Source organism: Arthrobacter sp. W4I7 (assembly GCF_030816215.1).
GTDB lineage: Bacteria > Actinomycetota > Actinomycetes > Actinomycetales > Micrococcaceae > Arthrobacter > Arthrobacter siccitolerans_A.
The window spans coordinates 1,603,522-1,618,962 of the sequence record NZ_JAUSXU010000001.1; the positions used below are offsets into that span (position 1 = coordinate 1,603,522).

12 protein-coding genes, 2 tRNA genes and 1 pseudogene are annotated in these 15,441 nt (G+C 65.5%); 13 read left to right on the forward strand and 2 right to left on the reverse strand.

The window, feature by feature from the left end:
• Positions 1 to 35 precede the first annotated feature (35 nt).
• The 7 genes from QF047_RS07365 (at position 36) to QF047_RS07395 (ending at position 7,439) form a co-directional block, all read left to right on the forward strand.
• Positions 36 to 812 (forward strand): fumarylacetoacetate hydrolase family protein, encoded by a 777-nt coding sequence (locus QF047_RS07365; RefSeq protein WP_306634205.1) that lies wholly within the window; start codon positions 36 to 38, stop codon positions 810 to 812.
• Positions 813 to 861: 49 nt separating this feature from the next.
• Positions 862 to 2,376, forward strand: a complete 1,515-nt coding sequence (gene gltX, locus QF047_RS07370) for a glutamate--tRNA ligase (protein WP_307275204.1) — start codon at positions 862 to 864, stop codon at positions 2,374 to 2,376.
• Positions 2,376 to 3,110: an HAD family hydrolase gene (locus tag QF047_RS07375; protein WP_306634202.1), complete on the forward strand. Its 735-nt coding sequence runs from the start codon at positions 2,376 to 2,378 to the stop codon at positions 3,108 to 3,110. Before gltX ends, QF047_RS07375 begins: the two co-directional genes overlap by 1 nt.
• A gap of 109 nt (positions 3,111 to 3,219) precedes the next feature.
• Positions 3,220 to 3,291 (forward strand) — tRNA-Gln (locus tag QF047_RS07380).
• Between the two features lie 138 nt (positions 3,292 to 3,429).
• Positions 3,430 to 3,505: transfer RNA gene (locus QF047_RS07385), tRNA-Glu, on the forward strand.
• A gap of 599 nt (positions 3,506 to 4,104) precedes the next feature.
• Entirely contained in the window at positions 4,105 to 5,829 is a 1,725-nt protein-coding gene (locus QF047_RS07390) for a dynamin family protein (protein ID WP_307275206.1), read from the forward strand.
• Positions 5,826 to 7,439, forward strand: a complete 1,614-nt coding sequence (locus QF047_RS07395; RefSeq protein ID WP_307275209.1) for a GTPase — start codon at positions 5,826 to 5,828, stop codon at positions 7,437 to 7,439. The genes QF047_RS07390 and QF047_RS07395 overlap by 4 nt, the downstream gene beginning before the upstream one ends.
• Before the next feature lie 25 nt (positions 7,440 to 7,464).
• Here the strand turns inward: QF047_RS07395 and QF047_RS07400 are convergent, their stop codons facing one another.
• Positions 7,465 to 8,016, reverse strand: a complete 552-nt coding sequence (locus QF047_RS07400; protein ID WP_306634198.1) for a DUF1697 domain-containing protein — start codon at positions 8,014 to 8,016, stop codon at positions 7,465 to 7,467.
• Between the two features lie 73 nt (positions 8,017 to 8,089).
• Entirely contained in the window at positions 8,090 to 8,809 is a 720-nt protein-coding gene (locus QF047_RS07405; protein ID WP_306634196.1) for an IclR family transcriptional regulator, read from the reverse strand.
• A 112-nt stretch (positions 8,810 to 8,921) separates the two neighbouring features.
• Here QF047_RS07405 and leuC point away from each other — a divergent pair, with 112 nt between their 5' ends.
• The 6 genes and pseudogenes from leuC to QF047_RS07435 all read left to right on the forward strand — a co-directional run bounded on the left by leuC (position 8,922) and on the right by QF047_RS07435 (position 15,440).
• The gene (gene leuC, locus QF047_RS07410; protein ID WP_307275212.1) at positions 8,922 to 10,376 is read left to right on the forward strand and encodes a 3-isopropylmalate dehydratase large subunit; all 1,455 of its coding nucleotides are present in this window, start codon (positions 8,922 to 8,924) and stop codon (positions 10,374 to 10,376) included.
• Positions 10,377 to 10,384: 8 nt separating this feature from the next.
• On the forward strand, positions 10,385 to 10,987 hold the full coding sequence (gene leuD / locus QF047_RS07415; protein ID WP_307275214.1) for a 3-isopropylmalate dehydratase small subunit: 603 nt from the start codon (positions 10,385 to 10,387) through the stop codon (positions 10,985 to 10,987).
• 149 nt (positions 10,988 to 11,136) lie between these two features.
• Positions 11,137 to 12,463: pseudogene (gene murA, locus QF047_RS07420) on the forward strand (UDP-N-acetylglucosamine 1-carboxyvinyltransferase).
• A 10-nt stretch (positions 12,464 to 12,473) separates the two neighbouring features.
• A complete protein-coding gene (locus tag QF047_RS07425; RefSeq protein WP_306634188.1) occupies positions 12,474 to 13,247 on the forward strand; it encodes a 1-acyl-sn-glycerol-3-phosphate acyltransferase in 774 nt (257 codons plus the stop codon).
• A complete protein-coding gene (locus tag QF047_RS07430; protein ID WP_373427752.1) occupies positions 13,237 to 14,289 on the forward strand; it encodes an NAD(P)H-dependent glycerol-3-phosphate dehydrogenase in 1,053 nt (350 codons plus the stop codon). Before QF047_RS07425 ends, QF047_RS07430 begins: the two co-directional genes overlap by 11 nt.
• A gap of 2 nt (positions 14,290 to 14,291) precedes the next feature.
• Entirely contained in the window at positions 14,292 to 15,440 is a 1,149-nt protein-coding gene (locus tag QF047_RS07435) for a D-alanine--D-alanine ligase family protein (protein ID WP_307275217.1), read from the forward strand.
• Position 15,441: the final 1 nt, after the last annotated feature.

Genomic DNA, 15,441 nt, shown 5'->3' on the forward strand with positions numbered 1-15,441 from the left:
GGGGAGCCGGCTGCCGAGACGGTAGGGTAGGAGCCATGCGTATTGCCAGGTTTGTCGTCGATTCTGATCCCCTCTACGGCGTTGTCGAAGGTGACACGGGCAGTGAGGTCATCACTGTTATCCATGGAGACCCCTTCTTCAACGGGGTGGAGCGCACCTCCGTCCGCCACAAGCTGGAAGACGTCCGGCTGCTCGCACCTATCATTCCGCGCAGCAAGGTGGTCGGCGTCGGACGCAACTTCGTGGAGCACGCGCACGAACTCGGCAACGAGGTTCCCGCCCAGCCGCTGCTCTTCCTCAAGCCCAACACCGCTGTCGTGGGTCCCAACGATCCTGTGGTGCTGCCCGAATTCTCCGAGGAAGTCTCCTTCGAGGCGGAACTGTGCGTGGTGATCGGCCGGATCTGCAAGGACGTGCCCGAAGACCGCGTTGACGACGTCATCTTCGGCTATACCTGCGGCAACGACCTCACCGCCCGGGATGTCCAAAAAAGCGACCTCCAGTGGACCCGCGCCAAGGGCTTTGACACGTCGGCGCCGCTGGGTCCCTGGATTGAGACGGACCTTGATCCGGAGGACGTGCAGATCCAGGCCCGGCTCAACGGCGAGCTGCGGCAGGACGGCAGCACCAGCCAGATGATCAGGGGAGTGCGGGAACTCGTCTCCGTTGTCTCCCAGGCGTTCACCCTCCTGCCCGGCGACGTCATCATGACGGGGACGCCGGCCGGCGTGGGCCTAGTGACCGCAGGTGACCGCATTGAGGTGGAGATCGAGGGCATCGGGCGTTTGTCCAACCCCATAGTCCGCCGCTGACCCTTGCCGCGGCGGGCGGCGGGCGGCAGACGGTAAAGTTGAAGCCACTATGACTACTGCTTCTGCGTCGACTGCTGCCTCCATCCCGCCCGTCACCGCGGAGACGCCCGTACGGGTGCGTTTCTGCCCTTCGCCCACCGGCACCCCGCACGTGGGGCTGATCCGTACGGCCCTCTTCAACTGGGCCTACGCCCGCCACACCAAGGGCACCATGGTGTTCCGGATCGAAGACACCGACGCGGCCCGTGACAGTGAGGAAAGCTACCACCAGCTGCTGGACGCCTTGAAGTGGCTGGGCATCGACTGGGACGAGGGTGTGGAGGTGGGCGGCCCGCACGAACCCTACCGGCAGTCGCAGCGCGGCGGCATCTATCAGGATGTGATTGCACGCCTGCGGGACGGCGGGTTCATCTACGAGTCCTACTCCACCCCGGAGGAAATCGAGGCCCGCCACCGCGCCGCAGGACGTGATCCGAAGCTGGGCTACGACGGCTTTGACCGCCACCTGACGGACGAGCAGCTCGCCCAGTACAAGGCCGAAGGCCGGGATGCCGTTCTGCGCCTCCGCATGCCCGACGAGGACATCACCTTTACCGACCTGGTGCGCGGCGACATCACTTTCCGCGCCGGATCGATACCGGACTTCGCAGTGGTCCGTGCCAACGGTGCGCCGTTGTACACCCTGGTCAACCCGGTGGACGATGCCCTCATGGGCATCACCCACGTGCTTCGCGGGGAAGACTTGCTCAGCTCCACGCCCCGGCAGATCGCACTGTACCGTGCGCTGTATGCAGTGGGCGTGGCACAGTACATGCCGGAGTTCGGCCACCTGCCGTACGTGATGGGACAGGGCAACAAGAAGCTCTCCAAGCGTGATCCGGAATCCAGCCTGTTCCTGCACCGGGAGCGCGGCTTCATCCCCGAAGGCCTGCTGAACTACCTCTCCCTGCTGGGCTGGTCCCTGAGCGCCGACGAGGACATTTTCACCGTTGAACAGCTGGTGGAGCATTTCGATATCCACGATGTGCTGGGCAACCCTGCACGCTTCGACCTGAAGAAGGCCGAGGCCATCAACGGAACGCACGTCCGGATGCTGGCACCCGAGGTTTTCCGGGAGCGGTTGGCCCCGTACCTGCGCGCCGCCGACCTGGTGGGCGAGATCCTGACGGACCGCGAAGAGGAAATCCTCACCGAGGCCGCGCCCCTGATCCAGGAGCGCATCACCTTGCTGGGGGAGGCGCCCGAAATGCTGGCATTCCTCTTCAAGGCCGACGACGCCATCGATATCGCAGCTGACGCTCTCAAGGGACTGCCGGAGAACCTGACGGACGTGCTGGACGCCGCGATCGCTGCGCTCGAACCTGTCGGGGACTGGACTCCGGACGCCATCCAGGCAGCCCTGAAGCAGGCTTTGGTCGAGGACCTGGGACTCAAGCCGCGCCTTGCTTTCGGACCGGTACGCACGGCCGTTTCCGGACGCCGCATCTCGCCTCCGTTGTTCGAGTCCATGGTGATCCTCGGCAAGGAGTCCTCCCTCCGCCGGCTCAAGACCTTCCGCGGCTGATGACGGCTCCCAGCCAGGCAAAGGGTGCGGTCCTGGAAACACCCTTCGGCGCAGTCCGTGGCGTGCTGTTCGACATCGACGACACCCTCGTTGACCTCGAATACTCGATGACCACCGCCCTGCGGGAGGTCAGCGAACACCTCCTGCCCGGCCTCGACCAGGCCGGGTGGGAACGGTTCGGGCGGATCTTTACGCACGAAACCACTCACTACTACGACCGGTACCTGGCCGGCGAGCTGACGTTCAACGAACAGCGCCTGCTCCGCGGCCGCGCCGCGCTGGGACATTTCGGGGTTGAGCTTGCGGGCGAGCAATCGCACCAGTGGCTTAACGCCTACATGGAAAAACAGCCCGCGTACGTAAAGCCCTTTCCGGATGTAATGCCGTTGCTGGACAGGCTGGACCGGGCGGGCGTCCCCTACGGTGCGGTCAGCAACAATGTCCACGATTACCAGCGTGCCAAGCTGGACGGGGCAGGACTTGAACGCGTGCGCCGCCTCGTTGGAACCGACACGCTGGGCGTGGCCAAACCGGATCCGGCCATTTACCTCGAAGGGGTACGGCTGCTGGGCACGGATCCTTCCCACACCTTGTATGTCGGCGACAACCGCCTGCTTGATGCCGAGGGCTCGACGGCGGCCGGCCTCCTTGGTGTGTGGCTGAACCGGGCGGGGGAGATTGTGCCGGACTTCGACGGCGGCATGGTGGCATCCCTGGCTGAACTGGTCAGCTAGGTCACACCGGGCCGATTTGTGCGAGCCGGAAGTCTCGGGTAAAGTAATTTCTCGTGCTGAGGCGCACGGAGCAGGGAAGAAGCCCTGAAAACCGGCCCGGAAGTGCCATTGGGATATGGTGTAATTGGCAACACTACGGTTTCTGGTACCGTCATTCTAGGTTCGAGTCCTGGTATCCCAGCTCTGTTGAAAGCCCGCCAGCGGGCAGGAAAACAGACGGTTTCAGCCGGTCCGCCGATTTGAAACCGAAGCGAAGTGTGTGAAAGAATCACTGAGCTTGACCAGCGGAAACGCTGGTTGGAAGTACGGAAAAGTACACGGCCCCATCGTATAGCGGCCTAGTACGCCGCCCTCTCACGGCGGTAACGCGGGTTCGAATCCCGCTGGGGTCACCAACGAAAAGGTCCCGGGCAGACGCCCGGGACCTTTTTTGTTTGCTCCTGATGCATCGACCCAAAACCTGGGATCGCTCCATCACCTCCCGCATCAAATTGGGGGACGCTCCATCACCTCCCGCATCAAATTGGGGGACGCTCCATCACGTCCCGCATCAAATTGGGGACGCTCCATCACCTCCCGCACTATATTGGGGGACGCTCCATCACGTCCCGCATCAAATTGGGGGACGCTCCATCACGTCCCGCATCAAATTGGGGGACGCTCCATCACCTCCCGCATCAAATTGGGGACGCTCCATCACCTCCCGCACCAAATCGGGAAACGCTCCATCACTTTCGGAAATCTTCCGGGGAACGCCCCGGCGCGCTGCCCGCGCCAGCACCGCCGTCGAACCGCATCAGGAGGTGATGGGGCGTTGCAGGGAAAGCTGCAGGAGGTGATGGGGCGTTGGAGGGAAACCATGGCGGCAGATACTTTTGGAGGTCTGTTGGTGTGATGGAACAGGACCGAGGCTGTTCTGAACTGGCATGATGATTCTGTGACCTCCCGGAACGAGCAGGACTTACCGCACGATCCAGAGCCAACACAGTCATCGATGGCGGCTGTGGCCCTGCTGGAACAGGTGCGCGGTGATTTGGCCACTGCGGTGCTGCCGTTGGCCTTGCCCGGGGCGGAACAGGCCAGGGGTGATGCGGCGAACGCTCTTGCCCAGCTCCATGACTACATCCTCCCGCGCTACCGGAGCCTAGACGCTCCGCTGCTGGCCGTCGTCGGCGGTTCCACCGGGGCGGGCAAGTCAACGCTCGTCAACGCCCTCGTGGGCCACCCGGTGACCCGGTCTGGAGCCATCCGCCCCACCACAAGGCAGCCCATCCTCCTGCATCATCCGTCAGAGGCGGCCTGGTTTGAGGGCCAGCGCGTCCTGCCCACCCTTAGCAGGATCCGCGGATACGTCACCAGCAGCCCCGTCCCGGCTACGAGTGCAGGGCCCGTCCCGGACCCGGGTGCAATGTCCTCACTTGTCCTGGTAGCCGACCCCGCACTCCCCGAGGGAATCGCACTCCTGGATGCCCCCGACGTCGACTCCATCTCCGACGACAACCGGAAGCTTGCGGGGCAGCTGCTCGCCGCGGCGGATCTGTGGGTCTTCGTCACCACGGCCAACCGCTATGCCGACGCTGTTCCCTGGAAATTGCTCCTGGACGCAGCCGGCCGCGACATCATGGTGGCTGTGGTGCTGGACCGGGTGCCGCCGGGGGCGGAAGCTGAGGTCAGCGAGGACCTGCGCGGCCTCCTGGACCGCGAAGGCCTGGCTGCCGCCCAACTATTCATGATTCCGGAAACAGCACTCGACCCGCTGGGCATGCTTCCCTCCGGCATGGTCCTTCCGCTGCGCACTTGGCTTGGCAATCTCGCCGCCGATTCCGCCGGCCGTTCCGAAATCGCCCGCCGCACCCTCAACGGGACGGTCAGGGCCCTGGCCGGCCGGGTTGCCCTGGTGGCCCAGGCGGCGCGGGAGCAGCAGCAGGCGGCACACAACCTCGAGACTGCCGCCGTTTCGGCCTACAACGGTGCAGCCGCCCGCATCCTCGACGCCACCAGGGACGGCTCACTCCTTCGCGGCGAAGTGCTGGCACGCTGGCAGGACTTTGTGGGCACCGGAGAGTTCTTCCGGACCCTGGAACAGAACGTCGGCCGGTTTCGGGACCGGATGGGCGCCTTCTTCCGGGGTGAACCGCCACCCGCTATCCGCGTGGAAGCAGCCATCGAGACGGGCCTGCAGGCCGTCATCGTGGACGAAGCGGCCAATGCCGCCGAGGACACGGACCAGCGCTGGCGGACCGACCCCGCCGGACGCCATCTGCTGGGAACGGACGATCTTTCCGGGACAACTCCCGGCTTCGAGGACCGGGCCGCCGCCGAAATCAGGGCCTGGCAGGAATCCCTGATGGAACTGATCCGCACCGAGGGCCAGGGAAAGCGGACCCAGGCCCGCTGGCTGTCCTTCGGGATCAACGGGCTGGGGGCCGCCCTGATGATCGTGGTGTTCTCGATGACGGCCGGGCTGACCGGACTCGAGGTAGGAGTGGCGGGTGGAACCGCCGTTGTGGGCCAGCGGCTGCTTGAGGCGGTTTTCGGGGAGGACGCCGTCCGGCGCATGGCGGAAAAAGCCCGGGAGGACCTCTACACCCGCTGCCAGCGGCTGCTGCAGGACGAACAGCAGAAGTTCCTGTCCCGGCTTCCGGAACGCGACGACAGTTCCGCCCAGTCCCTCGCAGCGCACTCGGACGCGCTGTCCCGGCTGGCGGACACCGCATGAGCCGCCACAGCGACACCCGTGATTCATCACGGCTGGACCGCAGGCTGTCGGCCCTTAACGACGCCCGGGAGCTGGGCGAAGGCGTCCTCCCGGACGAATCGCTCCAGGAAGTGTTCAGTGTGCTGGAGCGTGCCAGCTCGCGGCGGTCGCTGTCCGCTGACCACACGGTGGTGGGATTCTTCGGCGCCACCGGCAGCGGAAAGTCTTCCCTGTTCAACGCCGTCAGCGGAGCGGAAATCGCGACGGCGGCGGCCCGGCGTCCCACCACATCGGAACCTTTGGCGGGGGTGTGGGGAGCGGAGGGCAGCGAGCCGCTGCTGGACTGGCTGGAGGTCCGGAACCGCCACCATGCGGCAGCCGTGGAAGGTTTCGCCGATGAAGGCACCGGCTTGATCCTGCTGGACCTGCCGGACTTTGATTCCACCAAGGCAGCAAACCGTGAAGTGGTCCAGCGGATGGTGGGGCTCGTCGACGTCCTGGTGTGGGTCCTTGATCCCCAAAAGTACGCCGACGCGGCGGTCCACAACGACTTCCTGTCCCGGCTGGCCTCGCACGGGGCCGTCACACTGGTGGTGCTCAACCAGGTTGACCGTCTTCCCGTCCACGACGTGCAGCCTGTACTGGAATCCCTGCGGTCCATCCTTGCCCGCGACGGCCTCGCAAAAGTCCAGGTTCTCGCGGCTTCCGCACTCACCGGGACAGGGGTGGATAAGGTGCGGGAGGCTATCCAACGTGTTGCGGTGAAGCGCAAAGCCCAGTCGCAGCGGCTCGCTGCAGACATCACCCGGGCTTCAGCGTATTTGGGAGCGGTGTCCGGTCACGGCGAGGCCGCTGGAGTCCGGTCCAGCGCGAAGACACGTCTTGCCGACGAGTTGGCCGTGGCGGCGAATGTGCCGGCTGTGGTCCAGGCAGTACGCCAGTCCTACAGGCTCGAGTCAGTGAAGCGGACGGGCTGGCCTGTCACGCGGTGGCTTTCCCGGTTCCGGCCCGACCCCCTGCGGCGGCTCAACCTGCGTGGCACCGCACCGTCGGAGTTGAACCGGACCTCGCTGCCGCCCGCCGGCGCGCCGGAACGCGCCCGGACCGACGCAGCGGTGCGGGAATTTGCCGACGCCGCCAGTGCGGGCGCTCCCGGCCCGTGGCGGGCAGCCATTCGGAGTGCCGCGCGGGAGGGCCGGGAGCGGCTGCCCGATGCACTTGACCAGGCCATTGCCGGAACTGACCTCGCCGCCAACCGAAAATCCTGGTGGTGGGGCTTGTTCAACGTGGTGCAATGGCTGGCCCTGCTCACGGTACTGGGAGGCCTGGTCTGGCTCGGCGTGCTGGCAGCCCTAGGCTACTTCCAGCTGCCCGTACCGGAGGTGCCCAGGGTGGAGGGCTGGCCGGTCCCTACGCTGATGATCGCCGGCGGGGTGGTCCTCGGGATTTTCCTGGCCCTCACGGGCCGTTTCATTGCCGCGGCCGCCGCCAATGCCCGGGCAGCGCGGGCCCGGAAACGGCTGAACTCTGCGGTTGCCGTAGCGGCCCAGGAACTCGTAGTGGAACCCGTGGAGGTTGAAGTCAGCCGGCTGGCAGCCTTCAATGCGGCCCTGAAGGCGGCGGCCGGGTAGACGTAGCGGACCGTCCCGGCGGCAGTCAGCGGCCGGCTGCCTCAAGGTCCGCGGCGGCGTCCCTGACCTTGATGAGGGTGCGCAGGTTACGTGTGGTGGTGGAGGCCTTGAATCTGGACTTGGCCGTGATTTTACTGAACGGGCTCTCCAGCGTTCCGCCGGCGGGTGCCAGCCAGGCCAGCGCCTCGCGGCCCAGCCTCTTTTGCTCCGCGCCCTCCAGCGCGGCTCCGGCTGCCTCAAGTTCGTCCAGCATGCCAACATCGGAGGAGAGGGTGATGTAGGTGTGGGTGGACTTATCGTCGTCCGGGTAGGGGCAGGCCGCCACCAGTTCGGCCACCCGGGCGGCGTCCAGGACCACCACCCAGGCGTCGTAGCCGAAGGTGTCCCGGAGGCATTTTTCGCAGTCCCGTTTTACTGCGGCGGCGTCCGAGGTACTGGTCAGCACGACGTTGCCGCTGGCAAGCAGGGTCCGGGCATCCGGAAAACCTGCTGATTTGAGCGCGTCCCTGAGCTCTGCCATCTTGATGTTGATGCCGCCCACGTTGATGCCGCGAAGAAACACTGAGTAGCTGCCCATGGCGAAAATCCTAGCCCCAGCAGCAAAGCCCCGAGGGGTCAGCCGGTGTTCCTGGCGTGAGGCGTGTCCTGCGTCAGTCGTTGTTCTTGCGGAGCGCCTCGGTGAGGATGCGGGCGGCGTTGCAGACCACTTCCGCATGCAGCCGCCCCGGCTGGCGGGTGAGCCGCTCGATGGGACCGGAAATTGAAACCGCCGCAATCACACGGCCGGACGGTCCGCGCACCGGTGCAGACACGGAGGCGACCCCCGGCTCGCGTTCACCGAGGCTCTGGCCCCAGCCCCGCCGTCGTACTCCTGCCAGGACCGTCGGTGTGAAGCGGGCGGACTGCAACCCTTCAAGCAGGCGGTCGTGGTCCTCCCAGGCAAGCAGCACCTGCGCGGCCGACCCTGCCTTCATGGACAGCTGCGTGCCTACGGGAATGGTGTCGCGCAGGCCGATGGGGCGTTCGGCAGAGGCTACACAGACGCGCCAGTCGCCTTGGCGGCGGAAGATCTGGGCGCTCTCGCCGGTGGCATCGCGCAGCTGCATCAGCACGGGGCCGGCGGATGCGATCAAACGGTCTTCGCCCGCAGCCGACGCCAATTCCACCAAGCGGCTTCCCAGGACGAAGCGGCCCTGGATGTCGCGGCTCACCAGCCGGTGATGCACCAGGGCCAGGGCGAGGCGATGGACGGTGGGCCGGGCCAGTCCGGTTGCCGCCACCAGCTGCGCCAGCGTGGTGGGACCGGCCTCAAGCGCATCAAGCACATGGGCCGCTTTATCAATGACGCCGACTCCACTAGAATTGTCCATGTAATGATATTGCCGTCTCAGTATCTGAGATGCAAATCTTTCGGCTGGCGCGGTGCGAGCCGTACTGGTTCAGTGGATCTCATCAGCCAAACAGCAGTGAAGGGAGATGGCCATGGCAAAGACATTGGCCGAGAAAGTCTGGGACGCGCACGTGGTGCGCAAAGGCGACGGCGACGGAGCCAACGCCCAGCCGGACCTTCTCTTCATCGACCTCCACCTTGTCCACGAGGTCACGTCTCCGCAGGCGTTCGAAGGCCTGCGCCTGGCCGGCCGCCCGCTGCGCCGCCCGGACCTGACCATCGCCACGGAGGACCACAACACTCCCACGCTGGACATCGACAAGCCTATCGCCGATCTCACCAGCCGCACGCAGATCCAGACCCTGCGCAACAACTGCGCCGAGTTCGGTGTCCGGCTGCATTCCCTCGGGGACGCGGAGCAGGGCATCGTCCACGTGGTGGGTCCGCAGCTGGGCCTCACCCAGCCGGGAATGACAGTTGTTTGCGGCGACTCGCACACCTCCACCCATGGCGCCTTCGGGGCGCTGGCCATGGGCATTGGAACCTCCGAGGTGGAACATGTGATGGCCACCCAGACGCTCTCGCTGAAGCCGTTCAAAACTATGGCCATCAACGTGGAAGGCACGCTCCGTCCGGGCGTCACGGCCAAGGACGTCATCCTGGCCGTTATCGCCAAGATCGGTACCGGCGGCGGCCAGGGCTACGTCCTGGAATACCGCGGCTCCGCCATCCGCGCCTTGTCCATGGACGCCCGCATGACCATCTGCAACATGTCCATCGAGGCCGGTGCCCGCGCCGGAATGGTGGCGCCGGATGAAACCACGTACGAGTACATGCAGGGCCGTCCGCACGCGCCGCAGGGCGCGGACTGGGACGCCGCCGTGGAGTACTGGAACACGCTGCGTACCGACGACGACGCCACCTTTGACGTGCAGGTCGACCTGGATGCCGACACCCTGGAGCCTTTTGTCACCTGGGGCACCAACCCCGGCCAGGGCGTCTCCCTGTCCGAATCCGTGCCCTCTCCGGAGGACTTTGGCGACGAGAACGCCAAGGCTGCTGCCGAGCGCGCCCTGCAGTACATGGGCCTTGAGGCCGGCACGCCGATGAAGGACATCCGGGTGGACACAGTCTTCCTGGGCTCCTGCACCAACTCCAGGATGGAAGACCTTCGTGCCGCTGCGGACATTATCCGCGGGCGCCAAAAGGATCCGAACATCCGGATGCTGGTGGTCCCCGGCTCGGCGCGCGTCCGCCTGGAAGCCGAAGCTGAGGGCCTGGACAAGGTCTTCAAGGACTTCGGTGCAGAGTGGCGTTTCGCCGGCTGCTCCATGTGCCTGGGGATGAACCCGGACCAGTTGGAGGTGGGGGAGCGTTGTGCCTCCACGTCCAACCGCAACTTCGAAGGGCGCCAGGGCAAGGGCGGCCGGACCCACCTGGTGTCCCCGGTGGTGGCCGCAGCCACGGCTATCCGCGGCACCCTGAGTTCGCCGTCGGACCTTGATCCGGCCCCCGAGTCCGCCGCCATCCGTACCGACGCAGCCTAGGAGACGCCATGGAAAAGTTCACTACCCACACCGGAACCGGCGTCCCGCTGCGCCAGAGCAACGTGGACACGGACCAGATCATCCCCGCTGTCTACCTCAAGCGCATCACCCGCACGGGCTTCGAGGACGCCCTGTTTTCGGCCTGGCGCAAGGACCCCTCCTTCATCCTGAACCAGGAACCGTTCAACACGGGTTCCGTCCTGGTGGCGGGCCCTGACTTCGGCACCGGCTCCTCGCGTGAACATGCAGTGTGGGCCCTGAAGGACTACGGCTTCAAAGCTGTGCTCTCGTCCCGGTTCGCCGATATTTTCCGCGGCAACTCCGGCAAGCAGGGCCTGCTGGCCGCGGAGGTGGCGCAGGACGACATCGAACTGATCTGGAAAGAGCTCGAGAACGCTCCCGGCACCCAGGTCACCGTGGACCTCGTGTCCAAGACGGTGGTGTGCGGCAACATCGTGGCGCCGTTCAATATCGACGATTACACCCGCTGGCGCCTCCTCGAAGGCCTGGACGATATCGGGCTGACCCTCCAGCACGAGGCGGACATCACTGCATTCGAGGCCACGCGCCCTGCCTTCCTGCCGAAAACCCTGCCGGCACGCCTTTCCTGAGGGGGCGGAAGTACCTCTGACCGCGCGACGGCGGTCCGCCACGCCCTGCCGCCGTCGCCCGCGTATTTCGGTTCGGTAACGCGACCTCCTATGCTTGGTTGGAGCCTTTGCAAGGTTTTGGGGGCTAGTTATGGTGAGGAAACCGGTATATGAGTAGTGTTCTGACAATCCGCGGCGGCGTCCCGCTGACAGGCCGCGTTACCGTCCGTGGAGCGAAAAACCTCGTTCCCAAGGCGATGGTGGCAGCGTTGCTGGGCAACGAACCGTCCGTGTTGCGGAACGTGCCGGAGATCAAGGACGTTGAGGTAGTCACCTCCCTCCTGCAGCTCCACGGCGTGACAGTCGTGAAGGACCCCGTCAACGGGGACCTCACGTTGGACCCGAAAGCCGCCAAGACGGCGCCCAGCACTGCGATTGACGCCCACGCCGGCGACTCCCGGATTCCCATCCTGCTCTGCGGGCCACTGATCCACGCCATCGGCGAAGCATTCATTCCGGACCTCGGCGGCTGCAAGATCGGCGACCGCCCCATCGACTACCACCTTGATGTGCTGCGCCAGTTCGGCGCCGTGGTGGAGAAGCGGCCCGGCGGCATCCATATTTCCGCTCCCAAGGGCCTGCACGGCGCGAAGATTTCCCTGCCCTACCCGTCCGTCGGCGCCACGGAGCAGGTGCTCCTTAGCGCCACCCGCGCCGATGGCATCACGGAACTTTCCGGGGCTGCAACCGAGCCGGAGATCATCGACCTGATCGCCGTGCTGCAGAAGATGGGCGCCATTATCAGCGTCCAGACGGACCGCACCATCCGCATCGAAGGCGTCCGCGACCTTGGCGGCTACAACCACCGCGCGCTCTCGGACCGCAACGAATCGGCGTCGTGGGCTTCTGCCGCACTGGTCACCAAGGGCGACATCTACGTTGAAGGCGCCTCCCAGCGGGACATGATGACGTTCCTGAATACCTACCGCAAGGTGGGCGGCGGCATGGACATCGGCGAGGACGGTATCCGCTTCTACCACCGCGGCGGGAAGCTCAACCCCCTGGTCCTGGAAACGGATGTGCACCCCGGTTTCATGACTGACTGGCAGCAGCCGCTGGTGGTGGCGCTGACCCAGGCCGAAGGTGTCTCGATCGTCCATGAGACCGTGTACGAAAACCGCTTTGGCTTCACCGACGCACTGATCCGCATGGGCGCCAGCATCCAGGTGCACCGTGAATGCCTGGGCAGCGTGCCGTGCCGGTTCGGCCAGCGGAACTTCCTGCACTCCGCAGTGATCTCCGGCCCTACCCAGCTCAAGGGAACCGACATCGACGTGCCGGACCTCCGCGGCGGTTTCAGCCACCTGATTGCGGCCCTCGCTGCTACGGGAACCTCCCGGGTTACGGGAATCGACATCATCAACCGGGGCTACGAGCGCTTCACCGAAAAGCTGGCGCGGACTGGGCGCCGACTTCGACATCACCCCCACGAAGTAGCGGTACCAACGTGAAGGAATCGGCCAAGAGCAGGGCCACGTTCATGTTCATCGCCGGCGTTGTCCGCCCCTTGATGACCGTCATGATGAGCAAAAAGTGGGAGGGGACGGAGAAGCTTCCCGCCGGCGGGTTTATTGCCGCCCCCAACCACTGCACCGAAATTGATCCGCTCGTGGTGGGCCACATGCTGTACAACCAGAAGCGTGCCCCGCACTTCCTGGCGAAGGCCGGCCTGTTCAAGGTGCCCGCCCTGGGCTGGCTGCTGCACGCCACCAAGCAGGTTCCGGTGGAGCGTTCGACGGCGGGAGCGAACCGCTCGCTGCAGGTCGCCCAGGAGATTGTTGCCGAGGGCGGCGCCATCATCATCTATCCGGAGGGCACGCTGACGCGCGACCCTGACCTATGGCCCATGAAAGGCCACACCGGCGCGGCGCGCCTGGCCCTTGAGGGCGGCATTCCCGTGGTTCCGATCGCGCATTGGGGCGCGCACGAGGTCTTCCCGCGTTACGGTAAGCGGTTCCACATCTTCCCGCGCAAGCAGTCCCGGGTAGTGGTGGGTGATCCTGTAGACCTCAGCGCTTTCTCCGGCCGTCCCCTGGACAAGGCCACGCTCACCGGGGCCACCGACGCCATCATGGACGCCATCACCAGCCTCCTCTCGGAGCTCAGGGGAGAGCAGCCCCCGGCGGTGCGTTGGGATCCGGCCAAGCAGCAGCAGTCAAAGCACGGGCGCTTCGTGGACCGCGGGCAGCAGACCGGCGAACGGACGCCCGGTGATTCCTGAGGGGGACCGCGGCGGGTCCGCCCGTTCCGTTGCCGTGCTCGGTGCCGGCTCCTGGGGAACCACGTTTGCGAAGATTCTGGCGGATGCCGCCACCGCGGCCGGTGAGCCGCGTGCCATCCGGCTGTGGGGCCGCCGCAGTGAGGTGGTGGAGGAAATCAACACCGTCCACCGCAACAGCCAATACCTGAAGGACATCGCCCTCCCGGAGAGCATTACGGCCTCCACCGAGGTCCGTGATGTGCTGGACGGGGCGGACCTGGTGGTCCTGGCGGTGCCGGCGCAGTCCCTGCGTCCGCAGCTGCGCGGATGGACGGACATGATTGCCCCCGGTGCCATGGTGGTCTCACTGATGAAGGGCCTGGAACTGGGCACGGACGCCAGGATGAGTGAAGTCATCAGCGAGGAACTGGGCGTTCCCACCGAGCGCATCGCGGTCGTTTCCGGTCCCAACCTGGCCATGGAGATCGCCCGCGAGGAGCCCACGGCATCCGTGGTTGCCTGCACTGATTCTTCTGCCGCCGGCTGGATCGCGCGCAGCTGCACTGCACCTTATTTCAGGCCCTACACCACGGCGGACATTGTTGGGGTGGAAATCGGCGGCATCGTCAAGAACGTCATCGCGCTGGCAGTGGGTATTTGCGAGGGCCGGCAAATGGGGGACAACACCAAGGCATCAGTTATCACCCGCGGCCTCGCGGAGACCTCCCGCCTGGCGCTGGCCCTGGGTGGCGAAGCGAAAACCATGGCCGGCCTGGCGGGGCTTGGCGACCTGGTGGCCACCTGCTCCTCACCTCTCTCAAGGAACCACACGGCCGGACGGCTGCTCGGCCAGGGCCTGACGCTGGACGAAGTGGGCCAAAAAATGACCCAAACGGCCGAAGGCATTAAGTCCGGCCAGGCCGTGCACGAACTCGCAGCAAAGCTCGGTGTCGAAATGCCGATCACGGCCGCCGTCGTCGCCGTGCTGGCAGGCAAGCTGTCCGTTGACCAACTGGGGCCTGTCCTGCTGGCCCGGGAACTGAAACCTGAAGGCGATTACTGACCATGTCCCACGACGAACTGACCGCAGCAGAGCCGGCCGGCGGGGCAAAGCCCCGGGTGGCAGTACTTTTCGGCGGACGCTCGAGCGAGCATGCCGTGAGCTGCGTTACCGCTGCCGGCGTCCTTGGTGCCATCAACAAAGACAAGTATGAGGTGATCCCCATCGGGATCGCCAAGACGGGGCAGTGGGTCCTTGCTGCCGGTGACACCGCACAGTGGTCCCTCGCCGCTTCCTCGCTTCCGGAGGTGGCCCCGTCGGAGAAAACAGTGACGCTCGCCCAGATCGGCGGCGAACACCAGCTGATCGTGGCTTCCCCGAACGAGGTTCCGCAGGAGCTTGGAGCCGTGGACGTGGTGTTCCCGCTGCTGCACGGCCCGTTCGGTGAGGATGGCACCATCCAGGGGCTCCTGGAACTCTCGGACACCAGGTACGTCGGAGCCGGCGTCCTGGCCTCCGCTGTGGGCATGGACAAGCACTTCATGAAAGTGGTTTTCGAAGCGGCCGGCCTCCAGGTGGGCCCCTATATCTCGGTGACCGACAGGCAGTGGCGCAAAGATGCGGAGTCCGTGCGGAAACAGGTGGACCGGCTCGGTTTCCCCGTCTTCGTCAAGCCGGCGAGGGCAGGCTCTTCCATGGGTATTTCCAAGGTGGACTCGCTGGACGAGCTGGATGCTGCCATCGAGGAAGCACGGCGGCACGACCTCAAACTCGTCATCGAAGCGGGAATTGTTGGCCGTGAGATTGAATGCGCAGTGCTGGAAGGCAGGGGCGCCGATGCTCCCCGCACCTCCATGCCCGGCGAGATCTCCGTGGCCGGCGGCACTCACGAGTTCTACGACTTCAACGCGAAGTACGTGGAGGACGGTGCCGCAGCGCTCAGCTGCCCCGCAGAGCTGCCCGAGGAAGCCATCGCCAGGGTGCGTGAACTTTCGGCGGCCGCTTTTGACGCCGTGGGTGCCGAGGGATTGAGCCGGGTGGATTTCTTCTACACCCCGGACGGCCACTTGATCATCAATGAGATCAACACCATGCCGGGCTTCACCCCCAAGAGCATGTACCCGCAGATGTGGGCTGCCTCCGGCCTGGGCTACGCTGACCTGATCGACGAACTCATCTACCTGGCCTTGAACCGGAAGACGGGCCTGCGCTGAC